At 65.0% G+C, this 26,117-nt stretch carries 22 protein-coding genes and 1 tRNA gene; 14 read left to right on the top strand and 9 right to left on the bottom strand.

Annotated features, from left to right (window positions below; translation table 11 throughout):
• The first annotated feature begins 12 nt into the window (after positions 1-12).
• A complete protein-coding gene (locus FHW97_RS00405) occupies positions 13-2,103 on the top strand; it encodes a S9 family peptidase (protein WP_171797727.1) in 2,091 nt (696 codons plus the stop codon).
• Between the two features lie 247 nt (positions 2,104-2,350).
• Here the strand turns inward: FHW97_RS00405 and clpX are convergent, their stop codons facing one another.
• The 5 genes from clpX to FHW97_RS00380 form a co-directional block, all read right to left on the bottom strand.
• Positions 2,351-3,607: an ATP-dependent Clp protease ATP-binding subunit ClpX gene (gene clpX, locus FHW97_RS00400; RefSeq protein ID WP_022678079.1), complete on the bottom strand. Its 1,257-nt coding sequence runs from the start codon at positions 3,605-3,607 to the stop codon at positions 2,351-2,353.
• A 148-nt stretch (positions 3,608-3,755) separates the two neighbouring features.
• Positions 3,756-4,451, bottom strand: coding sequence for an ATP-dependent Clp endopeptidase proteolytic subunit ClpP (gene clpP, locus FHW97_RS00395; protein ID WP_022678078.1), 696 nt, complete (start codon positions 4,449-4,451; stop codon positions 3,756-3,758).
• 125 nt (positions 4,452-4,576) lie between these two features.
• Positions 4,577-5,416: a hypothetical protein gene (locus FHW97_RS00390; protein ID WP_062786990.1), complete on the bottom strand. Its 840-nt coding sequence runs from the start codon at positions 5,414-5,416 to the stop codon at positions 4,577-4,579.
• Positions 5,417-5,578: 162 nt separating this feature from the next.
• The gene (gene tig / locus FHW97_RS00385) at positions 5,579-7,141 is read right to left on the bottom strand and encodes a trigger factor (protein WP_054132274.1); all 1,563 of its coding nucleotides are present in this window, start codon (positions 7,139-7,141) and stop codon (positions 5,579-5,581) included.
• A 71-nt stretch (positions 7,142-7,212) separates the two neighbouring features.
• Positions 7,213-7,297: transfer RNA gene (locus tag FHW97_RS00380), tRNA-Leu, on the bottom strand.
• A 190-nt stretch (positions 7,298-7,487) separates the two neighbouring features.
• On the opposite strand from FHW97_RS00380, the gene FHW97_RS00375 reads away from it, so the two are divergent.
• The gene (locus FHW97_RS00375; RefSeq protein ID WP_022676538.1) at positions 7,488-7,655 is read left to right on the top strand and encodes a hypothetical protein; all 168 of its coding nucleotides are present in this window, start codon (positions 7,488-7,490) and stop codon (positions 7,653-7,655) included.
• Between the two features lie 19 nt (positions 7,656-7,674).
• Here FHW97_RS00375 and sppA read toward each other — a convergent pair whose 3' ends face one another.
• The gene (sppA, locus tag FHW97_RS00370) at positions 7,675-9,564 is read right to left on the bottom strand and encodes a signal peptide peptidase SppA (protein WP_171797726.1); all 1,890 of its coding nucleotides are present in this window, start codon (positions 9,562-9,564) and stop codon (positions 7,675-7,677) included.
• 84 nt (positions 9,565-9,648) lie between these two features.
• Here sppA and FHW97_RS00365 point away from each other — a divergent pair, with 84 nt between their 5' ends.
• The 3 genes from FHW97_RS00365 (at position 9,649) to galE (ending at position 13,018) form a co-directional block, all read left to right on the top strand.
• Entirely contained in the window at positions 9,649-10,692 is a 1,044-nt protein-coding gene (locus FHW97_RS00365; protein WP_022676536.1) for an aspartate carbamoyltransferase catalytic subunit, read from the top strand.
• Complete coding sequence (locus FHW97_RS00360) at positions 10,689-11,921, top strand: dihydroorotase family protein (RefSeq protein WP_171797725.1); 1,233 nt, start codon at positions 10,689-10,691, stop codon at positions 11,919-11,921. Before FHW97_RS00365 ends, FHW97_RS00360 begins: the two co-directional genes overlap by 4 nt.
• Before the next feature lie 83 nt (positions 11,922-12,004).
• Positions 12,005-13,018: a UDP-glucose 4-epimerase GalE gene (gene galE, locus FHW97_RS00355; RefSeq protein WP_171797724.1), complete on the top strand. Its 1,014-nt coding sequence runs from the start codon at positions 12,005-12,007 to the stop codon at positions 13,016-13,018.
• 27 nt (positions 13,019-13,045) lie between these two features.
• Here the strand turns inward: galE and FHW97_RS00350 are convergent, their stop codons facing one another.
• The 3 genes from FHW97_RS00350 to FHW97_RS00340 all read right to left on the bottom strand — a co-directional run bounded on the left by FHW97_RS00350 (position 13,046) and on the right by FHW97_RS00340 (position 15,151).
• A complete protein-coding gene (locus FHW97_RS00350) occupies positions 13,046-13,294 on the bottom strand; it encodes a ribbon-helix-helix domain-containing protein (RefSeq protein WP_171797723.1) in 249 nt (82 codons plus the stop codon).
• Positions 13,295-13,337: 43 nt separating this feature from the next.
• Positions 13,338-14,060 (bottom strand): acetoacetyl-CoA reductase, encoded by a 723-nt coding sequence (gene phbB / locus FHW97_RS00345; protein WP_022676532.1) that lies wholly within the window; start codon positions 14,058-14,060, stop codon positions 13,338-13,340.
• A 296-nt stretch (positions 14,061-14,356) separates the two neighbouring features.
• Positions 14,357-15,151 (bottom strand): hypothetical protein, encoded by a 795-nt coding sequence (locus tag FHW97_RS00340; protein ID WP_253941499.1) that lies wholly within the window; start codon positions 15,149-15,151, stop codon positions 14,357-14,359.
• Between the two features lie 712 nt (positions 15,152-15,863).
• Between FHW97_RS00340 and FHW97_RS00335 the strand changes: the two genes are divergently transcribed.
• From FHW97_RS00335 to FHW97_RS00295, 9 genes are all read left to right on the top strand, one after another.
• Positions 15,864-16,280, top strand: coding sequence for a DUF3576 domain-containing protein (locus tag FHW97_RS00335; RefSeq protein WP_370525312.1), 417 nt, complete (start codon positions 15,864-15,866; stop codon positions 16,278-16,280).
• 89 nt (positions 16,281-16,369) lie between these two features.
• Positions 16,370-18,910 carry a leucine--tRNA ligase gene (leuS, locus tag FHW97_RS00330; protein WP_107716860.1) on the top strand — a complete coding sequence of 847 codons (2,541 nt, stop codon included), beginning with the start codon at positions 16,370-16,372 and terminating at the stop codon, positions 18,908-18,910.
• 64 nt (positions 18,911-18,974) lie between these two features.
• On the top strand, positions 18,975-19,466 hold the full coding sequence (gene lptE, locus FHW97_RS00325; RefSeq protein ID WP_169042056.1) for an LPS assembly lipoprotein LptE: 492 nt from the start codon (positions 18,975-18,977) through the stop codon (positions 19,464-19,466).
• Between the two features lie 10 nt (positions 19,467-19,476).
• Positions 19,477-20,499 (top strand): DNA polymerase III subunit delta, encoded by a 1,023-nt coding sequence (holA, locus tag FHW97_RS00320; protein ID WP_171797722.1) that lies wholly within the window; start codon positions 19,477-19,479, stop codon positions 20,497-20,499.
• Positions 20,500-20,718: 219 nt separating this feature from the next.
• A complete protein-coding gene (locus FHW97_RS00315; protein ID WP_253941498.1) occupies positions 20,719-22,140 on the top strand; it encodes an exopolysaccharide biosynthesis polyprenyl glycosylphosphotransferase in 1,422 nt (473 codons plus the stop codon).
• Between the two features lie 819 nt (positions 22,141-22,959).
• Positions 22,960-23,727: a LuxR family transcriptional regulator gene (locus tag FHW97_RS00310; protein ID WP_171797721.1), complete on the top strand. Its 768-nt coding sequence runs from the start codon at positions 22,960-22,962 to the stop codon at positions 23,725-23,727.
• Between the two features lie 109 nt (positions 23,728-23,836).
• Positions 23,837-24,472, top strand: coding sequence for an acyl-homoserine-lactone synthase (locus tag FHW97_RS00305; protein ID WP_171798148.1), 636 nt, complete (start codon positions 23,837-23,839; stop codon positions 24,470-24,472).
• On the top strand, positions 24,469-25,326 hold the full coding sequence (locus FHW97_RS00300; protein WP_171797720.1) for a phytanoyl-CoA dioxygenase family protein: 858 nt from the start codon (positions 24,469-24,471) through the stop codon (positions 25,324-25,326). Before FHW97_RS00305 ends, FHW97_RS00300 begins: the two co-directional genes overlap by 4 nt.
• On the top strand, positions 25,323-25,946 hold the full coding sequence (locus FHW97_RS00295) for a GntR family transcriptional regulator (protein WP_171797719.1): 624 nt from the start codon (positions 25,323-25,325) through the stop codon (positions 25,944-25,946). Before FHW97_RS00300 ends, FHW97_RS00295 begins: the two co-directional genes overlap by 4 nt.
• The last annotated feature ends 171 nt before the right edge of the window (positions 25,947-26,117 follow it).

Raw genomic sequence — 26,117 nt, 5'->3', positions numbered from 1 at the left:
CAGGCACCATAGATGGCGGAGATGACCGCAGCCACCCCTATCGCCGCCCAGCCCCCCGTTGCCGCAAAAAAGCCGCACAGCATCAGCCATCATGGCGTGACGATCACCGACGATTACGCCTGGTTGCGCGATCCCGGCTATCCCGAGGTCAAGGATCCCGAAATCCTCGCGCACCTCGAGGCTGAGAACGCCTGGTTCCAGGCGCATATGGCCCCGCGCCAGCCGCTGATCGACCAGCTCTTTGCCGAAATGCGCGGACGCATCAAGGAAGCGGACAAGTCCGTGCCGCAGAAGGACGGCAACTGGGTCTATTGGATCGAGTACGAGGAGGGCGCGGAATACAAGAAGTGGTGGCGCCGGCCGGTCGACGCGGCCGACGACGGCAGTGCCGACGAGTTGCTTCTCGACGAAGTGGCCCTGGCGCAGGGCCATGACTATTTCCGCCTGGGTGCCATCTCGGTGTCCAACGATGGGCGCCTGCTGGCCTGGTCGGTGGACGATAACGGCTCGGAACGCTTCAACGCGCGGATCAAGGTGATCGCCAGCGGAGAAATCCTGCCCGACGAAATCCCCGGCACCAATTCAGGCCTGATCTGGGTCAAGGGCGATACGGGGCTGGTCTATAGCCTCGCCAACGAGAACTGGCGCACCGACAATGTGCGCCTGCACTGGCTGGGCCAACCGCTCGACCAGGACGTGGAACTCTACCATGAGGATGACGAAGGCTTTCGCGCCGGCGCCGCGCTTTCCGCCAACGAGAAGTGGCTGATCGTATCGACCGGCGACCATGAAACCAACGAAGTGCGCCTTATCCCGGCCGATGATCCGCTCCAGGCGCCGATCCTGGTGCGTCCGCGCGAAAAGGGCGTGGAATACGATGTGGACTTGCACGGGGAGACGCTGTTCGTCCACACCAACGACACCCACGAGAATTTCCGCCTCGCCACCGCGCCGCTGGCCGACCCTGCCAGCTGGACCACGCTGATCGCCGGCAGCGACGATTTCTATCTCACCGGGTTTGAACTGTTCCGCGATTTCTATGTCGTCGAAGGCCGCGTGCGCGGGCTCGATCGCATCGAGGTGCGCTATTACGACGATCCGGCGCGGATCGAGCCGATCGCCTTTCCCGAGGCGAGCTATGAAGCGAGCCTGGGCGACAACCCGGAATGGGCCACGCAGACGCTGCGCGTGGGCTATGAATCGATGGTCAGCCCGTCTTCGGTCTTTGACTATGACGTGCCCAGCCGCACGCTGACCCGGCTCAAGGTCCAGGAAATCCCGTCGGGCTATGAGGCCAGCCGCTATGAGACGGCACGGCTCGATATCCCTGCCCGCGATGGCACGCTGGTGCCGGTCTCGGTGGTGTGGCGCAAGGACCGTCCGGCCGGCGGGCCGCTGCATCTCTATGGCTATGGCGCCTATGGCATTGCCATCGGGCCGGGCTTTTCCACCACGCGCCTCTCGCTGCTCGATCGCGGCATGGCCTATGCCATTGCCCACATTCGCGGCGGCGATGATCTGGGCCGGGGCTGGTACAAGGCCGGCAAGCTGGACGCGCGCACCAACACGTTCAACGACTTCATCGACGTGGCGCGCGGCCTGATCGACCATGACTTTACCACGGCGGGGCGGATTTCGGCCTCGGGCGGTTCCGCCGGCGGCGAGCTGATGGGCGCGGTGATCAACCAGGCGCCCGACCTGTTTGGCGCGGTCGTGGCCGATGTGCCGTTTGTCGACGTGCTCGCCACGATGCTCGACGAAAGCCTGCCGCTCACGCCGGGCGAATGGCCGGAATGGGGCAACCCGATCGACGATGCGGCCGCCTTTCACCTGATCCGGTCCTATTCGCCCTATGACCAGGTCAAGCCGCAGGCCTATCCGCCACTGATGGTCACCGCCGGCCTCAACGATCCACGCGTGACCTATTGGGAGCCGGCCAAGTGGGTCGCGCGCCTGCGCGAGCTGAAGACCGACAGCAATCCGCTGATCTTCAAGACCAACATAGGCGCGGGCCACGGCGGCAAATCCGGCCGCTTTGAAAGCCTCAAGGAAGCGGCCGAGGAATTCGCGTTCCTGCTGACCGAACTGGGCATCGAGGGCTAAAACCAAAGCCGTAGATGAACTCAGTCCATCAGATCCCGTTCGGGCTGAGCTTGGCGCAGCCCTCTGGCAGGGCGCGTCGTGCTGGCGCCCTTCGACAAGCTCAGGGCGAACGGGCGAGGTGTTTTGGGTTTGCCTCCCCTTTCCTCGCGTGTTCGGGCGCAAGCGCAACAAGCCTGCCAGGCTTGCCCCAAACAAAAACCCCCGCTGTCGCCAGCGGGGGTTTTTCATAGCTCCGAGACGGAAAGCCTCAGGCAGCCTGTTCCTTGCCCTTGAGGACCTGGACCGGCTCCTTGCGGCCATCGACCACGTCCTTGTCCACCACCACTTCGGTCACGCCGTCGAGCGTGGGCAGATCGAACATGGTATCGAGCAGCAGGCCTTCGACGATCGAGCGCAGGCCACGCGCGCCGGTCTTGCGCTCGATGGCCTTCTTGGCAATCGCTTCCAGTGCCTCGTCGGTGAAGGTCAGCGTCACGTCTTCGAGTTCAAACAGCTTGGCGTACTGCTTGACCAGCGCGTTCTTGGGTTCGCGCAGGATCTGCACCAGGGCCGCCACATCAAGATCGTTGAGCGTGGCGATGACCGGCAGACGGCCGATGAATTCGGGGATGAGGCCGAACTTCTGAAGATCTTCCGGCTCTGCCTTCTGCAGCAGTTCGCCCACGCGGCGCTTGTCGGGATCGGCGACATGGGCGCCGAAACCGATCGAACGCTTCTGCAGGCGATCGGCGATGATCTTTTCCAGGCCGGCAAAGGCGCCGCCGCAGATGAACAGGATGTTGGTCGTGTCCACCTGCAGGAATTCCTGCTGCGGATGCTTGCGCCCACCCTGCGGCGGCACCGAAGCCGTGGTGCCTTCCATCAGCTTGAGCAGCGCCTGCTGCACGCCTTCGCCCGACACGTCGCGCGTGATCGACGGGTTCTCGGCCTTGCGGCTGATCTTGTCGATCTCGTCGATGTAGACGATGCCGTGCTGGGCCTTCTCGACATTGTAGTCGCTGGCCTGCAGCAGCTTGAGGATGATGTTCTCCACGTCCTCGCCCACATAACCCGCTTCGGTCAGCGTGGTGGCGTCGGCCATGGTGAACGGCACGTCGAACGTCTTGGCGAGCGTCTGGGCCAGCAGCGTCTTGCCCGAGCCGGTGGGGCCAACGAGCAGGATGTTGGACTTCGACAGCTCGATGTCGCCACCCTTGCCGCTGTGCTTCAGGCGCTTGTAGTGATTGTGCACCGCCACCGAGAGCACGCGCTTGGCGCGGTCCTGGCCGATCACATAATCATTGAGCGTCTCGAAGATATCGCGCGGCGTGGGAACGCCACCGTCCTTCTTGCCGGCGATGCCCTGCTTGGTCTCTTCCCGGATGATGTCGTTGCACAGCTCGACACACTCATCGCAGATAAAGACCGTCGGCCCGGCAATGAGCTTGCGCACCTCATGCTGCGATTTGCCGCAGAAGCTGCAGTAGAGCGTGCTTTTAGAGTCCGATCCGGAAAGCTTTGTCATTCTTCAATCCCAGGCGCCCCTCCACGAGGGGCGGGCCCGGCTATCCTACTACCCCAAGGGTATTAATCAACCGGACACGAAACGAGGTGATGGTATCTGCCACGCGGCTCCTTTCGCAACGCTTAAGGAGCCGGGGCAGAAGAGAAAATCAGGCCGAAGGCGCCCCGCCGGTGCCGCTTTCGACGCCGACCTGTTCAGATTGGGGACGCGATTCGAACACCTTGTCGACCAGACCGAAGGCCAGAGCCTCGTCCGCTTCGAGGAAGGTATCGCGGTCCATCGCCTTCTCGACCTCTTCCAGGCTCTTGCCGGTGTACTTCACATAGAGGTCGTTCATGCGCTTCTTGATGCGCAGGATTTCACGGGCCTGGATCTCGATATCCGAAGCCATGCCCTGCGCCCCGCCCGAAGGCTGGTGGATCATGATTCGCGCATGCGGCAGCGCGATGCGCATGCCCGGTTCGCCCGCGGCGAGCAGGAAGCTGCCCATCGAGCAGGCCTGGCCGATGCACACGGTCGACACGCGCGGGCGGATGTACTGCATGGTATCATGGATCGCCATGCCCGCCGTCACCACGCCACCGGGCGAGTTGATGTACATCGAGATGTCCTTCGAGGGATTTTCCGACTCGAGGAACAGAAGCTGGGCGACGATCAGCGACGCCATGTGGTCTTCCACCTGGCCGGTCACGAAGACGATGCGTTCGCGCAGCAGGCGGCTGAAAATGTCGAAGCTGCGTTCGCCACGGCTGGTCTGCTCGACGACGACCGGGACGAGCGCGCCAGTCACCGGATCAGCGTGGAACTTTCCTTGGGCAGAGCTGCTGCCGAACACGTCGAGCATGGGAATCCTCATCTGGTTGCGATGGCCTATGTCGCGTGCCAGCAAAGGATGTTCAAGGGCATTAACCGCGAATGCGCGGGAATGCGTGGATATTGGACCAGATTCGGGCGCCTTTCGCCGCGTGGTCAGACCTGCACCCGCGCCCGCAGGGCTTCGAGTGCAGCCAGTTGCGCTTCCATCGCCCGCAGGCGGGCCTCGGTTCGGGCCACCCGCTCGCGCAACTCGCGGCTGCGCCTGCTACCTGGCAGCAGCCGTGCCAGGAATCGACCCGCGTCGCCCAGACTGGCGGCCATGGCATCGAGCAGGCCCTGGCGCGGCACGACCGGCGCGCGGTGGCGCGGCAGGGGGCTGCGATCATCGGGCGCAACCCAGTGCACGCCAGGCGGCGAAGGCTGCAGCAGTGGCGGCGCGGCATGCATCTCGGCCGGCGGCGCACAAGCGGCCGCGACTTCACGTGTGGTAGCCGCGGAACGGCGCGCGTGTTCGGCGGCGATCATCGCGCGGCGCTGCGCCTTGCGCGCGGTGCGGGTGCCCGGACGGGGCGGCAGATCGCGATGCGGCGCCTTGCGCGGCGGCTCTTGGCGACGCGAATCGTGACCTGGCCGATCACGATCGGGCTGCCCTTGCGGTATGGTGGCCGGCCCGCGCGGCGCGATGAACGGCGCGCGCAGCGGCGGCGTGGCGGGCAGTGCGGGCGGAATCATCCCCGCCGGCCAGGCCGCCGTGGTGATGATCGCGCCACGATGGGGCGGCAGGATGAGATCGGACGGAAAGGCCGGCGTGGCAGCCTGGGCCAGCAGGAATGGCCGGGTAAAATCGGCCTTGGCCCGCTTGCTGGCGGCCTTGGCGGCAGGCGGACTGACTGCTGGCGGACCGGCAGTTGGCGGAACGGCAGATGAAACTGGCGCCTTGGCCGGCACACGCTGGCCGGATCGAGCGCCCTTGCGATTGCGCACGGTATGCATCGGCAGATCCCCCCGGGTTCCGATGTGACCGATTCTCTCATGCCAGGAATCACCGCGCCAATCCGCATGATGCCTGAGGGCAAACACCTAAAAGCAAACGGGGCGCCACCGTTGCCGGCAGCGCCCCATTTTTGTTTCTTGATCAGGCCGTGTGGCGCTGGATCAGGCGTCTTCGCCTTCGGCGGTCGCCTTCTTGGCGGCCTTCTTCTTGGCGGGCTTGGCTTCGCCTTCAGCGGCGGGTTCCGCCTCGGCGTCGGCCGCAGCCTTCTTCTTGGCCGGAGCCTTCTTGGCGGGCTTGGCCTCTTCGGCTTCGCCAGCCGCTTCGGTTTCGGCTTCGGCCTTCTTGGCCGCCTTCTTCTTGGCGGGCTTGGCTTCGGCCGGAGCGGCAGCGGCGCCTTCCTCGGCTTCAATCGCGGCCTGGAGCTCTTCGCGGGTCACTTCGCGCTCGCTGACTTCGGCCTTGTCGAACAGGAAGTCGACGACCTTGTCTTCATAGAGCGGGGCGCGCAGCTGGGCAGCGGCCAGGGGCTCGGAGCGCACATAGTCGATGAAGCGCTGACGATCCTGTTCGCGGTACTGCTGGGCCGCCTGGCGGATCAGCATTTCCATTTCCTGCGCAGTGACCACCACACCGTTGGCCTGGCCGATTTCCGACAGGAGCAGGCCCAGACGCACGCGACGCTCGGCGATCTTGCGGTAATCGTCCTTCTCGGCTTCGATTTCCTTGAGCGCTTCCTCGGGGTTTTCCTCGTTCTGCGCTTCCTGGGTCAGCTGCTGCCAGATCTGCTCGAATTCGGCTTCCACCATCGAGGGCGGCACGTCGAAGTCATGGCCGGCAGCCAGCTGGTCGAGCAGGGCGCGCTTCATCTGGGTGCGGGTCAGGCCGGCAGTTTCCTGCTCCAGCTGGCCCTTGAGCAGGCCACGCAGCTGTTCCAGGCTTTCCAGGCCCAGCGCCTTGGCGAAATCGTCGTCAGCAACGAATTCACCCGGATTCTTCACCGCCTTGACCGTGATGTCAAAGGTGGTTTCCTTGCCGGCCAGGTTGGCGGCGGGATAGTCCTCGGGGAAGGTCACGGTAATGACCTTTTCGTCGCCGGCCTTGGCGCCAACGAGCTGTTCCTCGAAACCGGGGATGAAGCGGCCAGCGCCGATTTCCAGCGCCTGGTCTTCAGCCGCGCCACCTTCGAAGGGTTCGCCGTCCAGCTTGCCGAGGAAGTCGATGATCAGCTGGTCGCCGTCCTTGGCTTCCGCGCCTTCGGCAGCGTCGCTGAACTTCTTCTGGCCGGCGGCGATGCGGTTCACCGCTTCGTCCACCTGGTCTTCGGTCACGGGCACGACCAGCTTGTCGAGCTTGAGCCCATCGAGCGCGGGCGCTTCGACCTTGGGCAGCACTTCGAGGCTGACGGTCAGCTTTGCGTCCTGGCCTTCTTCATAGCCTTCGCCCAGCGACACGTCCGGCTGCATCGCGGGACGCAGCTGGTGGTCGGCCACCAGCTTGTCCATCGCTTCGCGAATCGTGGTCTGCAGGGCTTCCTGGTGCAGGGCCGGGCCGTGCATCTTCTTGACCAGGTTGGCCGGCACCTTGCCCGGGCGGAAGCCCGGCATGCGCACCTGGGGGGCGATCTTCTTGATTTCACCTTCCACGCGCGCGGCAATGTCCGCCGCCGGAATGGTCACGGCGTAGGCGCGCTTCAGGCCCTCGTTGCTGGTTTCGACGATCTGCATCCTGATCCAACTTTCTCGACTGACGCCGTGACAGGCGCCTCAAAATCCGTGCAAAGCCGGGGGGTGAACCCTGGTGCGGGCGAAGGGACTCGAACCCCCACATCTTGCGATACTGGAACCTAAATCCAGCGCGTCTACCAGTTCCGCCACGCCCGCATCCGGCAAAAAGCGAGCGGTGCCCCTATCGCAGCCGGGTGAAAAGCACAAGCCCGGCGCGCTTTCCCCCTGGAACAAGCGCGCCCACGCGGGGAACAAGCACCCTGGCGCGCGGTTGCCCGTTCATGCCCGCGCGATTTTCGCGTGGCAAAGGTCCGGCAAAACAGACCGGTCGCAAGGAGCATCTGCCATGGCCAGCACACCCCCGCCCGATCGCATCGACCCGCAATCGCCGCCCGACGTTCCGCCGGCGATCACCCCGCAGGAAACCCCCGAACCGGCGCCCAGCGAAACCCCGCCGGTAACACCCGACCGGATCGACCCGATCAGCCCGGACGAATTCCCCGCGCCCGACTGACCGGCTTTCCAGCAGGCGTTCAGAGCAGCTTGCCCAGCAAGGCCAGCCATGACGCCTGCGCCACCAGGCCCTGGGCTGCGGGCGGCGGCGCCATGGCCGCGGTGCCGCCGCATTCCAGGCAATAGACTTGCGCACCTGCGGTGCTGTTGAGCCGGCCCAGATCGGCCAGCACGCGCCAACCCAGTGCCTGCTGCCGCTGGGCGAGCAGCCCGGTGACATCGCCCGCCGCGCGGCTATCGGTGCTGCCATCATCGCCCATCAGGCCCGACAGGAAGCCTTGCCAGCCCCCGGGATTGCTGCCCAAAAATTCGGCGTGCCAGCTGTCCGCCTTGGCGGCCTTGGCCGCCCAGGCCACGGCATCTTCCAGTTCACCGAATTGATCGACCAGGCCGATCTGGCGCGCGGTGCCACCATCCCACACCCGGCCCTGCGCGATCTTGTCGATGTCCTGCGGGCTCTTGTGCCGGGCATCGGCCACCAGGCGCAGGAACCGCGCGTAATAGCTTTCTACCGAAGCCTGCGAGAGCGCCTCGAACTGCGGGCTGAGGCCGCCAACCACATCGGGCTGGCCCGAGAGCGGCGTGGTGCGCACACCGTCCGCGGTCACGCCATAGCTCGCCAGCGTGTCCTCAAAGCTCGGGATAACGGCAAATACGCCGATCGAACCAGTGATCGTCGCCGGTTCGGCAAACACCCGCTGCGCCGGGGTGGAGACCCAATAGCCCCCGCTTGCCGCAAGGTTGGCCATCGAGACCGCGACCGGCAGCCCCTTGGCGCGGGCCCGGGCAATCGCCGCACGGATGCGCTCTGCTGCCGTGACCGAGCCGCCGGGCGAATCCACCCGCACCACCAGCGCGGCGTAGTTGCCGCTGGCCACGGCCTGGTCGATCAGGTTGGCAATGCGCGTGCCGCCAGCCGAGCCCGGCCCGGCATCGCCATCGACGATCGTGCCGGCCACGGTGACCACGGCAATCGCCTTGCCAGTCGTCGGGGCGGGCTTGTCGGCGAGATATTGCGCCAGGGTAGAGCCCTTGTAGCCGCCCTCGCCCGCCGCCGGATCATGGCCGACCAGGTCGCCCACGCGCTTGCCGAAGGCGATCTTGTCACCCACCTTGTCGACCAGCCCGGCCTTGACCGCGGCCTGGGCCATGTCGCCACCGCTCTGCGCCAGCCATTGCGCCGGATCACGCGTGACCAAGTCGATATTGGCCTTGGGCCGCGCCTTGGTCACTTCCGCCTTCCAAGCCGACCACAGCGCGCCATAGATCGCGGAGAGGTTCTCCTTGGCCTCGGGTGAGGCATCGCTGCGGGCATAGGGTTCCACCGCAGACTTGTAGGTGCCCACCTTGAAGATGTGCGCCTTGACCTTGAAGCGGTCCATCAAGGCCTTGTAATAGAGTTGCGAACCGCCTGGCCCGGTGACCACTGCCCCGCCGATCGGATCGACCCATGCCTCGCTGGCGTGGGCCGCCAGCTGCACCGCATCGTCGGTATAGAGCAGCGCGCGCACCAGCACCGGCTTATGCGCGGCGCGCACCTTGTCCATCGCCGCGCCGATTCGGCTCATGTGCACCTGACGGCCGCCGGTGAACTGCTCCAGATCGATCACCACGGCCTTGATGCGGCTGTCATCGGCCGCCGTCTCGATTGCGCGGGCCACGTCGCGAGCCTGGAATTCGTGGGCGGGCGCCTCTCCCGACAGCAGCAGCTGCGCCGGTGCCAGCGCGCTGCGTTCTTCCACCACGCTGCCGTCCAGCGTGATGGTCAGGGCGCCATCGCGGACCTGGCCGGGCGTGGGCCGCAGCGTCAGCGCGGCATAGAGCGCCCAGAAGAACAGCAGGAGGAACAGGAGGACAAGGCCATCCTTGATCGCGACGAGGACTTTCCAGACCGAGCGGGCAAATTTCATGGGGGATATCTAGCCAGCCGGCGCGGCCCGCGCCAGTCGAAACACTTGTCGGGAAGGCCGCGCAGGTCTAGGGCGTGGTCTTCGATGCACCCATCGAGCCAATCCCCCTCGTCAGCCAGCCCGGCGCGCAGCTATCCTGCGGGCGGCCTTGCCTTTCCCCACCGCGATCTGACCGGAATCGGCCAGCTTGCCCGGCACGAGATCCTCTACCTGCTGGACGAAGCGGAGCAGTGGGTGGAACTCAACCGGCAGTCGCAAAAGCGGGCCGACCTGCTTTCGGGCCTGACCATCATCAACGCCTTTTTCGAAAACAGCACGCGCACGCTGCTGTCGTTCGAAATCGCCGGCAAGCGGCTGGGCGCCGACGTGGTCAACATGCACGCGGCCACGTCCAGCGTGAAGAAGGGCGAAACGCTGATCGACACGGCGATGACGCTCAACGCCATGCGGGCAGACGCCATCGTCATCCGACATGCCAGCTCGGGCGCGGTGCGGCTGATTGCCGAAAAGGTCGATTGCCCGGTGCTCAATGCGGGTGATGGCCAGCACGAACACCCCACCCAGGCGCTGCTCGATGCGCTGACCATCCGCCATGCGCTGGGCCTGCCCAAAGGCAGCGATCTCAACGGTCTGCGCGTGACGATCTGCGGCGATATCCTGCACAGCCGGGTGGCGCGGTCCAACATCCTCTCGCTGACCGCGCTGGGTTGCGAGGTCAGCGTTTGCGCCCCGCCCGCGCTGATGCCGGCCGAAATCGAGGTGATGGGCGTCAAGGTATTCCACGATTTCGACGCTGCGCTCAAAGGCGCGCAAGTGGTGATGATGCTTCGCCTGCAGATGGAGCGCATGCAGGGCCAGTTCATCCCCTCCCCGCGCGAATATCGCCACCTCTATGGCCTCTCGCTCGATCGCCTGGCCCAGGCTGAAGCGGGCGCGCTGGTCATGCATCCCGGGCCGATGAACCGGGGGATCGAAATCGACAGCCAGGTGGCCGATCATGTCGAACGCAGCCTGATCACCCGCCAGGTGGAAAGCGGCGTGGCGATCCGCATGGCCTGTCTGGAAGTGCTCACCCGGCGCGCCCGGCAATTGCCCGGCTGGGAACCGCTGGGCGGAGAAAACGCATGACGCCGCAACCCCTTGTCATCACCAATGGGCGCCTGGTCCTGCCCACCGGAGAGCCGATGGCCGCCGATCTGCGCTGCCAGGGCGGGCGCATCGTGGCGCTCGGTGCCGAGGCCGTGGCCCAGGATGGCGATGCCGTGTTCGATGCGCGCGGCGCGCTGGTTGCGCCGGGCCTGGTCGATCTGGGCGTGTTCGCGATCGACAAGCCGGCGTTTCATTTTGGCGGAATTACCCGCGCCGCGCTGATGCCAGATCAGGGTCCTCCCCTCGATCACCCGGCGCGGGTGCGGTTTGCAGCGCAATCGGGCAAGCCCGATTTCTGGGTCCACCCCCTCGCCGCTGCCACGCGCGGACTCGAGGGTGCTGAACTCGCCGAACTGGCGCTGATGCGTGATGCCGGGGCGCGCGCGGTCAGCACCGGTCGCCGCTGGATTGCCGATTCGGGCGTGATGCTGCGCCTCTTGTCTTACTGCGCGATGCTCGACCTTGTCGTGGTGACCCATGCCGAGGACGATGGCATCACCGGCCATGCCGTGGCAACCGCCGGCGAAGTGGCGACGCGGCTGGGCCTGCCCTCCGCCCCGGCCGAGGCGGAAAGCCTGGCCGTGGCGCGCGATATCGCGCTGGCGGAAATGACCGGCGCGCGCCTCCACATCCGCCAGGTCACCACGGCCAAGGCGCTCGATCTGGTGCGCGCGGCCAAGCTGCGCGGCGTGCAGGTGACGGCAGGCGTTACCCCGGCCCACTTCATGCTGTCGGACTTGGAACTGGTCGATTTCCGCACGTTTTGCCGCTTTTCCCCACCGCTGCGTGCCGATGACGATCGCAAGGCAGTGATCGCGGCCATCGGCGATGGCACGATCGACGTGATCGCCTCGGGCCACGACCCGCGCGGGCCGGAAGACAAGCGTCTGCCCTTTGCCGATGCCGAGCCGGGCATGGCAGGCGCAGAAACCCTGCTCCCGCTGACGCTGACCCTGGTGCGCGACGGCGTGATCGACATGGCCCGCGCCTTTGCCCTGCTAGCCGGCAATCCCGCCGCGCTGCTCGGCGTCAACGCCGGGCGCCTGGCGGTGGGCGCAGAGGCCGATCTGGCGGTGATCCACCCCACCCGACCCTGGGTGGTCAATTCCGACAAGATGGCCGCAAGCGCTGGCAACACCCCGTTCGACCGCCGCCCGGTCGAAGGGCGCGTGCTGGCGCTGTGGAAAGGCGGCGCGCGGATCGACTAGGGTGGCCCCACGCCCACAACTTGTGCATCTTCCTCCTTCATGGCCTCGGCAGCGGGGCTCCAGCGCCAGAAAAGGTACGCATCATGTCGAAAGTTCCAGTCCTTGTTACCGGCGGCGCAGGCTATATCGGCAGCCACGCCGTGCTGGCGCTCAAGGATGCCGGCTGGCCGGTTACGGTGATCGACAATCTGGTAACCGGATTTCGCTTTGCCATTCCCGATGGCGTGCCGTTCTACCAAGGCGACATTGCCGATCAGGACCTGCTGGCGCGCATCATCGCCGAACAGAACATCGGTGCGATCATGCATTTTGCCGGCTCGATCATTGTGCCGGAATCGGTGAGCGATCCGCTCAAGTACTACCACAACAACACCGCCAAGACCCGCAGCCTGATCGAGGCGGCGGTGACCGGCGGCGTGAAGCATTTCATCTTTTCCTCCACCGCCGCCACCTATGGCGTGCCCGAAGTGTCGCCGGTGACCGAGGACAGCGCCAAGCAGCCGATCAATCCTTATGGCATGTCCAAGCTGATGAGCGAGATCATGCTGGCCGACACGGCGCGCGCGCATCCGCTCAACTTTTGCGTGCTGCGCTATTTCAACGTTGCCGGCGCCGATCCGCAGGCGCGCACCGGCCAATCGACGGCCGGGGCCACGCATCTCATCAAGGTGGCGGTGGAAGCGGCTCTGGGCAAGCGTGAGAGCGTTGGCGTGTTCGGCACCGACTTTGCCACGCCAGATGGCACCGGCGTGCGCGATTACATCCATGTCTCCGACCTCGCCAATGCGCATGTGCTGGCGCTCGATGCGTTGATCGCCGATCCGGCCCGCTCGCTTACCATGAACTGCGGCTATGGCCGGGGCTTCTCGGTGCTGGAAGTGCTCGACGCGGTCGACCGCGTGACCAACATGAAGATCGCGCGCGTGCTGCAAGGCCGCCGCGCCGGCGATCCCGACTCGCTGATTTCCGACAACAGCCGCATCAAGGCGACGCTGCCCTGGGTGCCGCGCTATGCCGATCTCGATACGATCATTGCCCATGCCATTGCCTGGGAACGCAAGCTGACCGAGATTCGCGGCGAGAACTCGGCCGGCTGACCGGAAACGTGATGGAGCTGCGCGCGCTCAATCACTGCGCGCAGCTGCCACGACTTGCGCCGCCAGCCACAGGCGAATCGCCCCGGCGAGGCCCGGCGGGGTCGGACTGGCGATGCGTTCGGCATCGATTCGCGCGACCAGCGCATTGAGCGGCAGGCCTTCAGCCTCTGCCGCGCGGCGCAGCAAATCCCAGAACAGCGGTTCCAGGCTGATCGAGGTCTTGTGCCCGGCGATTTCGACCGAGCGCTTGACCGGGGGATGATAGGGACTGGTCATGCCGCAGGTGACGGGCGGCACGCGCGGTGCCGCCCGCCAAACATCAGTACATGTGCTGGCCACCATTGATCGACATCGTCGATCCGGTAACGAAGCCGCCCTCTTCCGAAGTCAGGAAGGCAACGCCACGCGCGATTTCGCTGGCCTGGCCGAGGCGGCCGGTGGGAATGCGGGCAACGATCTTTTCCAGCACGGCGGGCGGCACCGCCGCGACCATGTCGGTATCGATATAGCCCGGCGCGATGGCATTGACCGTCACGCCATACTTGGCGCCTTCCTGGGCCAGGGCCTTGGTAAAGCCATGAATGCCGGATTTGGCTGCGGCATAGTTGACCTGGCCATACTGGCCGGCCTGGCCGTTGATCGAGCCGATGTTGACGATGCGGCCCCAACCACGATCACGCATGCCCTGGAATGTGGCCTTGGCCATGTTGAAGCAACCGCCCAGGTTGATGCGCATGACCTCGTTCCAGTCATCGAAGCTCATCTTGTGCAGCACGCCATCGCGGGTGATGCCGGCGTTGTTGACCACGATGTCGATCGCGCCCACTTCGGCCGCCACGCGGGCGCAGCCTTCCATCGTCGCTTCGTGATCGCCCACGTCCCAACGGTAGGCCTTGATTCCGGTCCGTTCGGTAAAGGCCTTGGCCTTTTCCTCGTTGCCCGCATAGTTCGCAACGACGGTTCGTCCCTGTTCCTGCAAGGCAAGGCAGATCGCTTCGCCGATACCCCGGGTTCCGCCCGTTACGATGGCCACTCGCGTCATTCTTGTACTCCCGTACTTCACCAGCTTGGAGAGCGGCTAGGCTAGGGTGATGACACCCGCGCGACAAGCCGGCTTGCGTCCAAACCGATAAATTTCTTCGACGAATATCGATAAGCAATGGCGCAGGATTGAGGCAGTGATGCTGCGGCCGGCAAACGCAGCAAATGCGCCTGCTCGTCCCATGCGGAGCACGGCCACGCGCAGGATGGTGCTGGCGCAGCTTGCAACAAAAAGGCCCGCCGAAGCGAGCCTGTTGTTCCACCGAAATGGAGAAGATCGCGGGGGCAATGCGGCGATCAGAAGCGGAACTGCGTTCCGAGGTAAACCGCCTGGCTGTCCTGGCGCGCATCGGTCAGCGGGTGCAGGCGATCGCGGTCCGAGGAGTAGCGAACACCCGCAGTCACATCGAGATTGCGCGTCAGGCGATAGCTGCCACCGAAATCGACCTGGTAATCGCCCTGGGTTTCCAGCGTGCGCGGGGCGCGGCCGGCGCGCTCCTTCTCGTCCAGCGCGATGCGCGGCGCGAGACGGCCAGTGCTGCCCGTGGTGGCAGCGGCCGACGGCGTGGCCACGGCAAAGTGATTGAGATCGGGCATGTCGAGGCGCTGCGTATCACGGTCGAAGCCGTCGCCGGTGCCAAGGCCGCTGGTCACGGCAAAGCTCTGATAGCCGCGCGCCATGCCCAGGTTGAAGGCATTAGGCACGATGCGCAGCGGGGTGCCGTTGCCGGCAGCGCCGCCGATGTTGCCGAGCACCCCACGCACCGAGATCGCCCGGGCAACTTCCGGGTTGACCCGCACAGCTACGGTGATGGCGCGGTCCGCACGCGAATCTGCGCCGGCCGGCGTGAAGCGGAACATATGGCCGTTGCCAAAGCCACGCACGGTGATCGCGGCAGCCAGCTTGGGATCGCCCGAAGCCGGGGTGAACGAACCGATGCCGCCGCGCGCCGCCAGGCTGACCTGGGCAAGCGGCTTGAACGAGCCAGTGACGGCACTGCTGACCGTGGGGGCGATGACCAGACCAGCGGCAATGCAGGTGGCGGCGAGCAGCGGCGCCCGCAGCGCGCGCGGCAGCACGGAACGGCGCAAGCCCTGCGCGTTCGCCTTTTTGCTGCCCCTGCCGCTCATGTTCCTGCCTGCTTCCTGTCTTTGGTCGTTGCGAATCACATCATGCATCATGCGATCGATGTGGCCGGTAAAACGACGCTAACATGACGAAGGCATGACACTCCACTGTGATGTACTCCTTCGCCCCGGTGATTTCCAGATTGGAAACGTCGGAACCGCCAAGGATTTCCCGCGCTGTGGCCAAGTAGTGACACCAATGCCGGACCACCCGCCCGAATGCCCCGGATTGCGGGCCAAAGTGCATCCACCCACACTTGCTGCAATCGGTTTTGGTCGCCCGCTCGTTCACCAGGCATTCACCCTCCCAACCGCTTCAACCGTCAGCGCCATAGACCCTTGCACGCCGGGGATTTGCCGGCTCTGATGAAACAATGCGCGCGTCCTGGCAACGCGGCTTGCCGGGCGGCGTGCCGGGGTGATAGAGGCGTGGCCAATCAACCGTGCAAGGCCACGGGAAATTTTTCTCTGCCGTGCGCCAGCACGGTTTTATCATCGCCGCGGGGATGACCGCCGCTGCGCCAGACAGGACAGGATTGACGTGACGATCAGCGCCATCGCCCGCCACAATACCACCGCGGCCCCTGCCACTGCACCGGCTGATGCCGCCGGCCAGATCCGTGGCGCCAGCCGGACGATCGGCCGCGCGCTTACCGTCGGCCTCCTGGCCGTGGCGATTGCTGGCTGTGCCAGCCATGGCCACAAGAAGCTCGGCAAGCTCGAGCGCATGCGTGCCGATATGGCGTCGAGCAAGGTGACCACAATCGGCGTGAATGCCTACCTATGGCGCGCCACCCTCGATTCGCTGTCGTTCATGCCCCTGCTGCAGACCGACAGCAACGGCGGCGTGATCGTCACCGACTGGTACACCAGCCCACGCAACCCGGGCGAACGCATCAAGGTGACCGTGTCGATCCTCGACCAGGATCTGCGCGCCGACGCCCTGCGCGTGGCAGCGAGCCGCCAGATTTCCCAGAACGGTGTGTGGGTCGATGCGCCGGTCCAGGCCGCCACCGTCCAGAAGCTGGAAGATGTGATCCTGACCAAGGCGCGCGACCTGCGCCGCCAGGCGCTGCCTTCGGGCATCAACTGACCGACCAAACCCGCATCGACCGAAACGGTGGCACGCCCGGCAGCGGCACGCGCTTGCGATAAGGCGTGCCGCTTCCTAAAGAGCGCGCCATGACTTCCGCCCCGTCTTCAGAACCCACCCGTTTCGATTCCGCAACCGCCGATCTGCGCTGGCAGAAGGCGTGGGACGATGCCCAGTCTTTCCGCGCTGACGATACGAGCGCGAAGCCGCGCAGCTATGTGCTCGAGATGTTCCCCTATCCGTCGGGGCGCATCCACATCGGCCACGTGCGCAACTATACCATGGGTGACGTGCTGGCGCGCTACAAGCGCATGATCGGGCACGAAGTCTTGCATCCCATGGGCTGGGACGCGTTCGGCATGCCGGCGGAAAACGCCGCCATGGAAAAGGGCGTGCATCCGGGCGGCTGGACGCGCGAAAACATCGCCAACATGAAGGCGCAGCTCAAGCGCCTGGGCTTTGCCCTCGACTGGAGCCGCGAAATCGCCACGTGCGAGCCGGAATATTACGGGCATGAACAGGCCCTGTTCCTTGATCTCTATGCGGCAGGCCTGGTCTATCGCAAGGAATCGGCGGTCAACTGGGACCCGATCGACCACACCGTGCTCGCCAACGAGCAGGTGATCGACGGGCGCGGCTGGCGCAGCGGCGCGCTGGTCGAAAAGCGCAAGCTGAACCAGTGGTTCCTGAAGATTACGGATTTCGCCGACGAACTGCTCGAGGGGCTGTCCAGCCTCGACAAGTGGCCGGAAAAGGTGCGGCTGATGCAGGAAAACTGGATCGGCAAGAGCCAGGGCCTGCAATTCGCGTTCGACCTGTCGAACGGGGACAGCCTGGAGGTCTATACCACCCGCCCCGACACGATCTTTGGCGCCAGCTTCGTCGCCGTGGCCGCCGATCACCCGGTGGCGCAGGGCGTGGCCGCAGGCAATCCCGCCGCGCAGGATTTCATCGCCCTGTGCAAGCAGGGCGGCACCACTGCGGCCGAGCTGGAAACCGCGGAAAAGCTGGGCTTTGACACCGGCATCACCGCGCGCCATCCGCTCACCGGGGCGGCGCTGCCGGTCTACATCGCCAACTTCGTGCTGATGGACTATGGCACCGGCGCAATCATGGCCGTGCCCGGGCACGACCAGCGCGACTTCGACTTCGCCACAAAGTATGGACTGCCGATCCTGCGCGTGGTCGCCACCGATCCCGCCGACGCCGACAAGCCTTTTGGCGCCGAAGCCGAAGCGGGCGATGGCGTGCTGGTCAACTCGCAATTCCTCGACGGGATGAGCGTGGCGCAGGCCAAGAAGGCCGTGATCGACCGCGCCCAGGGCGAAGGCTGGGGCCAGGGCCAGACCGTGTGGCGCCTGCGCGACTGGGGTGTGAGCCGCCAGCGCTATTGGGGCACGCCGATCCCCTTCGTGCACTGCGAAGTGTGCGGCGTGGTGCCGGTGCCCAAGAAGCAGCTGCCGGTCACCCTGCCCGAAGACGTGGATTTCTCGGTGCCGGGCAATCCGCTCGACCGCCATCCCACCTGGAAGCATGTGCCCTGCCCGCAGTGCGGCCACGCCGCGCGGCGCGAGACCGACACACTCGACACCTTCGTCGACAGCTCGTGGTATTTCCTGCGCTTTGCCAGCCAGCCAGCCGATCGCCCGTTCGATCCCGACGTGATCAAGCAGTGGCTGCCAGTGGAACAGTATATCGGCGGCATCGAGCATGCGATTCTGCACCTGCTCTATGCCCGGTTCTGGACCCGTGCGCTGGCCCGGATTGGCAAGATCGAGGTGACCGAGCCGTTCGGCAGCCTGTTCACGCAAGGCATGGTCACGCACGAGACCTATTCGCGCGTCGATCCCGCCAATGGCCAGCCGATCTGGTACGCACCGGGCGAGGTGGAGCGCACGGGCGACGGGGCAACGCTCAAGGCTGATGGCCAGCCGGTGGAAATCGGCCGCGTCATCAAGATGTCGAAGTCCAAGAAGAACGTGGTGGACCCCGACGATATCGTGGCCCGCTATGGCGCCGACGCGATCCGCTGGTTCATGCTGTCAGACAGCCCGCCCGAGCGTGACCTGCCTTGGTCGGAAGCCGGAATCGAGGGCTGCGCGCGCTTCGTGCAGCGGTTGTGGCGCCTGTTTGCCCAGGCCGATGCCAGCGCCACGGGCGAGGACAAGGCGCTCGATCGCAAGGTCCACCAGACGGTGCATGCCGTCGCGCTGGATATCGAGGCACTCGGCTTCAACAAGGCCGTTGCGCGCATCTATGAGCTGACCGGCGCCACCGAAAAGGCCGCGCCCTCGGCCAGCCGCACCCAGGCGATCCGCACGCTGCTGCTGCTCGTGGCGCCGATGATGCCGCATCTGGCCGAAGAAGCCTTTGCCACGCACGGCAGCGGCCTGGTGGCCGACGCCGCCTGGCCGACGGTCGATCCGGCCCTGCTGGTCGACGACGAAGTGACCGTCGCCGTTCAGGTCAAGGGGAAGCTGCGTGATACGCTGACCGTTGCCAAGGGCACCGCGCGCGAGGAACTGGAAGCCCTTGCGCTGGCATCCGACAAGGTGCAGCGTGCACTCGACGGGGCAGCTGTGAAGAAGGTAATCGTGGTGCCCGATCGATTGGTGAACCTTGTTGTCTAAGTCCCGCATCACGCTCTGTCTGGCCCTGTTCTGTCTGCCGCTGGCCGGCTGCGGGTTGCAGCCGATGTATGCCGGCGGCGGATCGGGCGCCGTGGCACGGGCGGTGTCTGCGGTGGACGTGGCGCCGATCGCCGGCAAGTCTGGCTGGCTGGTGCGCCACGCCCTCACCGACCGGCTGGGCAGCGGGGGCAAGCAGCCGCAGTACCGCCTCGACGTCCGCCTTGACGAAAAGCTTCAGGGCCTGGGCCAGCTGTCGGACGACACCATCACGCGCGAACGGCGCACCATGCGTGCGCGCTATCAGCTGGTCGATCTGGGCAACGGGGCAGTCGTGCTCGATGCCACGGCATCGGCCGACGCCGGCCTTGACGTGGTATCGAGCGAGTATTCCGTGATCGCGGCAGAACAGACCGCGCAGGAAAACCTCTCGCGCGAGATCGCCGACCAGATCATCACCCGCGTCGCCACCCGGCTGCGCGAAAAGACCCAGGGCACTGCGCCTGTCGCCGTGCCTGCCGCCCCCGCGCCTTCGTCCTCTCCTGCCCCCGGCCAATAGGCCGATCGCCGTGAAGGTTACGCAAAAGACTTTTGCCGGCGCGGCTGCCCGCGCCGCGCAGGATTGCCGGATCTTCTATTTCTGCGGCCCCGACGAAGCCGGGGCAGCCGATGCCGCCGCTCGCATCGCCGGCCTCCTGGGCGAAGCGGAGCGGGTGGAACTGGCCGGGGCGGAACTGCGCCGCGATCCTGTACGCCTGGCCGACGAAGCGCGCTCGGTTTCCCTGTTTGGTGACCGCCGCCAGATCCACGTGCGCACCGCCGGCGATGAAGTGTTCGATGCCGTCGAAACCCTGCTGGCAAGCCCGGTCGACGGCTGGCCGGTGCTGATCGTTGCCAGTGCGGCCACTGACAAGTCGCGCGTGGCCAAGTTGCTGGGCGATCGCGGTGATGCCCTGGTCGGCATGTTTCATCCGCCCGATCTGCGTTCAGTGGTCGAAGCGGTGCGTGACATGGCTGGTGCGGCCGGCCTGCGCATGACCGGAGACCTCGCCGAGCGCATCGCCCGCGCCACCGCGCTCGACACCCGCATGGCGCGCAGCGAGGTGGAAAAGCTGGCGCTCTATCTCGATGCCAGCCCGCAATCGCCACGCACGGCCGATGCCGCCGCACTTGATGCCATCGGCGCATCGACCGAAGACGATGGCATGATGCCGGTGGTCAATGCGGTGCTGTCTGGCGAGAGCCGCCGAATCGGCTCTGAACTGGCGCGCGCGCGCGAAATGGGAATTAACCCCGTCGGTTTGCTGCTTGCGTTCGAACGACGGGCCGCACAATTGGCGCAACTTGCCGGGCGCATGGGAAGCCGCAGCGATATCAACAGCTTCCTGGAACAGGAAATGGCTGCGAGGCGTGTGTTCTTTCGGGACAAACCCGATCTGGCAAATCAGCTCAAGCGCTGGCGGGGGCGCCGCCTGGAACGCCTGCTGGAACGGCTGATTTCCTTGCATCGCAGCCTTCTAGCTGACAGTCGCAACGCGGATCTGGCGCTTTGGCAGGCCCTGGCGGAAATTGCGCGGGCTGCAGCGCGCTGAACTGGTCGGATCGTCGCTATAGGTGCCGCTGGAGAACCGTGCTAAGCATAAATACTTGCCATTGTGGGGTAAGCCTGTAGATATTGCAGCGCAACAAAGACCTTTTCGGACGCAGTGTCGGCCACGATTCGGCCGGTTAGGGCGTAATGGCCTTACCTGCGCCCATAAACGACGGCTGCTTCATGGCGGCAGCGGCATCAAAGGACAGTGAGACCGGCAATGACCACGCTAGATCTCCCGGCCCAGACGGCGCAAGCCAGTTATAGCGAGCAGCGTTCTACCAATCCGGCACGCCTCAAGCTGCCGCTTGCTGCCTCACTCGAGCATCGGCGCCTACAGTGCTATTTGATGCTCATCCTGCTCGACGCGCTGATGATCGTGGCCGCGATGCTGGGCGCCAGCGAAGCAAAATATGGCATGACGCCGGCCTTCGAAGTGCGGCAACTTGGCCTTTTGTTGCCTTTCTATGCTATCGCGGGGTTGGCTTTCGACGCTTATTCGCTGTCCGCACTTACCTCGTCGCGCTTCAGCCGTCACCGTGCGTTTTTCTCGCTGCTTGCCGCGTTTACAATGCTGATCTTCATTGCCTTTTTCGCCAAGGTCTCCGATCAGATCTCTCGCGTATCCACCGGCATCAGTTTTCTCGCCTGCGCATTCGCGCTCATCCTGGGACGCACTGCGATGCAACCGCTCATTCGCAAGATGTGCGGGCCCACTGCGCAAAACGTCCTCATTCTCGATGATGGTGGATTGCCCGTCCGCGTTCCTCATGCGTGGCATGTTGACGCTCGCCAGCACCGCTTAGTTCCTAATCGCAACGATCCGCACATGCTCGATCGTCTGGCCATGTTCATGACCAATATGGACCGCGTGCTGGTGAGCTGCCCGCCAGAACGGCAGATGGAATGGGCCATGGTGCTCAAGGGCGCCAACATTACCGGTGAGCTAATCGACGAAACGGTAGTGGCCATGGGCGTACTCGGTGCACGCCGCGTTGATGACACTGGCTCTCTAGTAGTATCGGCAGGGCCGCTGGGCATGCGCGGTCGCGCAGCCAAACGTGCGATGGATCTGGCTATTGCCGGACCGGCCGTCTTGTTCTTAACGCCCCTGCTGCTGACCATTGCCTTACTGATCTATCTGGAAGATCGCGGCCCGGTCTTCTTCAAGCAACAGCGCCAGGGTCGCAATAACCGGCTGTTCTGGATCTACAAGTTCCGCTCTATGCGCGTGGCGCAGCTTGATTCAGCTGGTGCCCGCTCAGCCAGTAAGGATGACGACCGTATCACCCGCATCGGCCGCCTGATCCGCCGCACCAGTATCGATGAATTACCCCAGTTGCTCAACGTATTGCGCGGCGACATGAGCATTGTGGGCCCACGCCCGCATGCCTTGGGTTCGCTTGCTGGGACCAAGCGCTTCTGGGAAGTCGATCCGCGCTACAATCAGCGCCATTCGCTCAAGCCAGGCCTGACCGGGCTGGCTCAGGTTCGCGGCTTCCGCGGCGCTACCGATACAGAGGCGGACCTGTCTGGCCGCCTCCAGGCTGATCTCGAATACTTGGACGGCTGGACTATCTGGCGCGACGTGCAGATCATGTTCGCCACGTTCACCGTGCTCGTACACGACCGTGCCTTTTAGCCTCGCAACCTGACCGGAAACCAAATGGGGCCTTGCCGTCAGGCTAGCTTAGTGGCCTGCGCCGGCGTTAGTCAGTCGGATGGACCAACAATAATGCTGAGCCCCAACGTTATGACCGCCTCTGCCGTTGTGCACTGAGCCACCGGGCTATCAAATTCCAGTCTAACCGAGCGTCGGCGGTTCGAGCCTCCTTTGCAACGCTGTGACGCTCGATTAGCCGAGCGAGTTGATGACCCGCCGGGGCATCGAGACAACATCCCACCTGCTTCAACGAGGGCTTCCGCGACGGGTTGCTGGCGCCGCACTTTCTCGGTCTCAACAACGCGGACGTGGTTCTGTGTCCAGTGGGTGGCAGGTTTTTGCACGCCTTGTACGATGGGCTGTTCAGGCTTACCCGCGAGTCATAGCGGGAGCGGGGGCGCGCGCGACGCAGCTGCGATCGGCAGCTGGAGCGTCAAAATTATCGAAAGCGGTGCGCCCAACGTACCATCTGACTGTAAGGTGGGGCGGTGAGTCAGAAGGAAAATTGAATGGCGGCAAGGGCCGTCGTCGAACAACAACCAGACCGCTTCAAGATATCCTGCCATTGCAAGCCTTCGTTTGTACGACATAATGATACGCGCACGTCTGCATATTTCGAGGGACGACCCCAGTGCTGCGCCAAAGTGTTCGCCCACCGTAAGACGCCAAATTGAAGGCGGAACGACATATAGCTCAACTGGGCGCCGTGGCAGTGTGGAACTTAGCCGACGACACCCACCTTAAGGCGATCACGATTGGAGCTTGGGTAGCCGATCCGTGCCATCGCACGGCCTTGCCATGCCTTTGTATCTCACCGAGGAATTGTCACACGACATCGCCCAAGCGTTTGATCTGTCGAACTTGCATAGGGCTCTGCAGCGCGCCAGCAGACGCATGGGCTTCGACCATTTTGCGCTCAATTTCGATTTGCATCATCACGGCGCATCGCCCGATGGTGTGCTTCTGCACGACTATCCCGACGCCTGGGCGAAGGTCTATGTGGCGTTCGACCTTGCCGGCCGGGATCCTGTCAGGCGGGCGTGCGACAAGAGCCTGACCGGTTTTGCCTGGCGAGACTTGTCCCACCTCATCCCCATGACCAAAGGCGATCGCCAGATGCTGGACATTGGCCGTGAGGTCGGTCTTGCCGATGGCTATACTATTGGCAGGCATCTTCCTGGCGAATCGAGCGGCTCCTGCAGTTTCGTCATGCGCGCCGAACGAAGCTTGCCACAGGGCATGCTGATGGTTGCCGAACTGATCGGCGCGATCGCCCTCGCCGCGGCACGCCGCCTGACCGTCGGACCAACCACGCCGCCGCAGGTCCAGTTCACCGATCGCCAGCGCGAGTGCGTGCTGTGGGCAGCGCGCGGCAAGACAGCCTACGAAACCAGCATCATTCTCGGGATCAGCGAGGAAACGGTCATCCAGCATCTCAAGATGGCGCGCGAACGCAGTGCCCTGCATTCGCGCCATGAGCTGACGACCTTCGCCCTGCTCTGTGGCTTCATCGGCTACCAGGACATTTTCCCATGGTGGTGGCGTGCGGGTCGACGATCGGGCTGACCGAAGAACCGGCCGCAGCATCCCCATTCCTTGGTATGGTCGGCTGCGCTGCGACGTGATGGGATCTGGTCATGCCACAACGGGGATGACCACCATGCTACCCAACCCGATGCTGTCGCGAGCCCGCCCACAGCCAAGCCCTCCGGCGCCTGTCGATGTCGAGACCAAAGCCCTGCGCGCGATGTTTGCCGCCCGCAAGCGCGTCTTCGTCGATCTGCTGGGCTGGGACTTGCCGGTTCTCGCCGGTCGATTTGAAGTCGATCAGTTCGACAATCCGTGCGCCGAATACCTGGTTCTGGCCGACACGGACGGAAACCATTGCGGCTCGGCGCGGTTGCTGCGCAGCGATGGTCCGCACCTACTCGGTGACCTCTATGCCCACCTGTGCCCCGCTGGCGTCCCCTGCGGGCCGGGTATCCGCGAGATCACGCGTTTTTGTCTCGATCCCGCTCTGGGCGCCGTCGCACGACGCAAGACCCGCAACCAGCTGGTTACGGCGCTAGCCGAACACGCGCTGGCCCACGGCATTGCCGCCTACACCGGTATCGCTACGCATGCCTGGTTCGAGCAGATTGCCCGGTTCGGCTGGGTCTGCCGCAAGCTCGGGCCCGCCGGCGACCTGCGCGCCAGCGATCTCGTCGCGCTGCAGATCACGATCGACGACCAGACGCTGCCCGGCCTGATCGCTGGCGGCGTCTACGACCGGGCTGCCCGTGTCCTGCATCGTGCAGGAGACTTGGCATGACCAGCACGCGGCTCGCAGCCGATCTCGCCGTGCTGGATCGCGACGGCTTCGTGATCGTCCCCGATGCCGTGCCGCGCGCCTGGATCCGAGCATTGGATCGCGAACTGGCCGATGATTTCGCGGCAACGCCTTATGCCAGAGGCGACTTCTACGGCCACAGGACCAAGCGCTTCGGGCGGCTGCTGATCCGCGCCGATCGGGTGCAGGACCTGGTGCTCTGTCCGCATATCCTGGCATTGGCCGAAGCCGTGCTGGGCACAGCCTGCGAGCGCATCCAGCTCAATGTTGCCCAGGCCATCGCCATCCATCCTGGCGAGCGCGCGCAATTTCCCCATGCCGACCAGGACATGTGGGGCGGCGTCAAAGGCACCCACGAATTCCTGCTCAATGTCATGTGGCCTCTCACCACGTTCACCGCCCGCAATGGTGCGACGCGGCTCTATCCCGGCACCCATCGCCGCCCGCCACACGCGCTCGATGATCTGCCCGCCCCGGTGGTCGCGGCCTGCCAACCCGGAGCGGCGATCTGCTTCCTCGGGTCCACCGTCCATGGTGGCGGCGCCAACATCACGACAAGACCGCGCAGGGGTATCGTTATCGGTTACAGCCTGGGCTGGCTCAAGCCTTATGAAAACCCGTTCCTCGCCTACCCGCCGGCCATAGCGCGGCAGTTTCCGCGTCCACTGACCGAACTCCTCGGCTATGTTCAGCACCGTCCCAACCTCGGCAATTTCGAAGGGCAATGCCCGTCGCTGCTGCTCGAGGACACTGTTCCGGCAGGGCTCGGCGCCGTCGATGCGCTGCGCCCCGACCAGGCGAGCATGCTGGCCGCATTTGCAAGGCATGACGCTTGAGCCCGGCCCACGTCTTCGAGCCGACCTATCGCGCCTTGCGCGAGCGCTTGCTGACGGCCACCTGGCCACCAGGCACGCGGCTGGAGAGCGCCCGCCTGGCCGCGCAATTGATGGTCAGCGCCACGCCGGTGCGCGACAGCCTCAACCGCCTCCTTGGCGAAGGGCTGGTCGTGCTGCATCCCGGTCTGGGTTTTCTGGTGCCGCGCCTGCTCGAGCAGGATGTGCGCGATCTTCTCACCTGCCAACACCACATGCTGCTGCACGCGCTTGAAGACGCAACACGTAGCGGACTGGACCACAGTGTGGCGGCTGCGGACAACACGGCCGACACGCCACTGACAACGCGTCGGCGCGCGCTGATCGCCGATCTTGCGCAGGCCTGCCGCAACCGGGCCTGGGGCTATCTTGCGCAGCAGATCGACGATCGCCTTGCCCCGGTGCTTCATCACGAAGCGGAGGTGCTGGAGGATGTAGCAGCCGAACTGGACAGCCTGGAGGAGACCTGGTCCCGGGCCCGAGACGGCGGCGCGCCACTGGCGACGCTGATTCCGCTGCTGGGCAGCTTTGCGCAGCGACGCATTGCTGCAGCAAGCGCCCTGCTCGTCCGCCTTGCCGGCTAAGCGCTTGTCAGTCCTGGCATGCTGCGCCATGATGGCGCTGGCTGCCGATCGCTGGCGCGGCAACCTGGGAATGGCTCCCGCCAGACATCATGCACGCCTGACCAAGCGGTCGGGCGGCTGCCGCACCACCGGGAACGGCTTCCCTGCGGTGCCTTGGCAGCACAGTCCTGA

The sequence above is a fragment of the Novosphingobium sp. SG754 genome, from assembly GCF_013149315.1.
GTDB classification, from domain to species: domain Bacteria; phylum Pseudomonadota; class Alphaproteobacteria; order Sphingomonadales; family Sphingomonadaceae; genus Novosphingobium; species Novosphingobium capsulatum.
Note: the sequence above shows the minus strand (reverse complement) of the source record. Positions and strands in the feature narration are given on the sequence as shown.

What these genes read in the sequence shown, in the direction of transcription:
- FHW97_RS00405 (WP_171797727.1), top strand. Translation starts at nt 13, where the DNA reads ATGGCGGAGATGACCGCAGCCACCCCTATCGCCGCCCAGCCCCCCGTT.
- clpX (WP_022678079.1), bottom strand. Translation starts at nt 3,607, where the DNA reads ATGACAAAGCTTTCCGGATCGGACTCTAAAAGCACGCTCTACTGCAGC.
- clpP (WP_022678078.1), bottom strand. Translation starts at nt 4,451, where the DNA reads ATGCTCGACGTGTTCGGCAGCAGCTCTGCCCAAGGAAAGTTCCACGCT.
- FHW97_RS00390 (WP_062786990.1), bottom strand. Translation starts at nt 5,416, where the DNA reads ATGCATACCGTGCGCAATCGCAAGGGCGCTCGATCCGGCCAGCGTGTG.
- tig (WP_054132274.1), bottom strand. Translation starts at nt 7,141, where the DNA reads ATGCAGATCGTCGAAACCAGCAACGAGGGCCTGAAGCGCGCCTACGCC.
- FHW97_RS00375 (WP_022676538.1), top strand. Translation starts at nt 7,488, where the DNA reads ATGGCCAGCACACCCCCGCCCGATCGCATCGACCCGCAATCGCCGCCC.
- sppA (WP_171797726.1), bottom strand. Translation starts at nt 9,564, where the DNA reads ATGAAATTTGCCCGCTCGGTCTGGAAAGTCCTCGTCGCGATCAAGGAT.
- FHW97_RS00365 (WP_022676536.1), top strand. Translation starts at nt 9,649, where the DNA reads ATGCACCCATCGAGCCAATCCCCCTCGTCAGCCAGCCCGGCGCGCAGC.
- FHW97_RS00360 (WP_171797725.1), top strand. Translation starts at nt 10,689, where the DNA reads ATGACGCCGCAACCCCTTGTCATCACCAATGGGCGCCTGGTCCTGCCC.
- galE (WP_171797724.1), top strand. Translation starts at nt 12,005, where the DNA reads ATGTCGAAAGTTCCAGTCCTTGTTACCGGCGGCGCAGGCTATATCGGC.
- FHW97_RS00350 (WP_171797723.1), bottom strand. Translation starts at nt 13,294, where the DNA reads ATGACCAGTCCCTATCATCCCCCGGTCAAGCGCTCGGTCGAAATCGCC.
- phbB (WP_022676532.1), bottom strand. Translation starts at nt 14,060, where the DNA reads ATGACGCGAGTGGCCATCGTAACGGGCGGAACCCGGGGTATCGGCGAA.
- leuS (WP_107716860.1), top strand. Translation starts at nt 16,370, where the DNA reads ATGACTTCCGCCCCGTCTTCAGAACCCACCCGTTTCGATTCCGCAACC.
- lptE (WP_169042056.1), top strand. Translation starts at nt 18,975, where the DNA reads ATGTATGCCGGCGGCGGATCGGGCGCCGTGGCACGGGCGGTGTCTGCG.
- FHW97_RS00315 (WP_253941498.1), top strand. Translation starts at nt 20,719, where the DNA reads ATGACCACGCTAGATCTCCCGGCCCAGACGGCGCAAGCCAGTTATAGC.
- FHW97_RS00310 (WP_171797721.1), top strand. Translation starts at nt 22,960, where the DNA reads ATGCCTTTGTATCTCACCGAGGAATTGTCACACGACATCGCCCAAGCG.
- FHW97_RS00305 (WP_171798148.1), top strand. Translation starts at nt 23,837, where the DNA reads ATGCTGTCGCGAGCCCGCCCACAGCCAAGCCCTCCGGCGCCTGTCGAT.
- FHW97_RS00300 (WP_171797720.1), top strand. Translation starts at nt 24,469, where the DNA reads ATGACCAGCACGCGGCTCGCAGCCGATCTCGCCGTGCTGGATCGCGAC.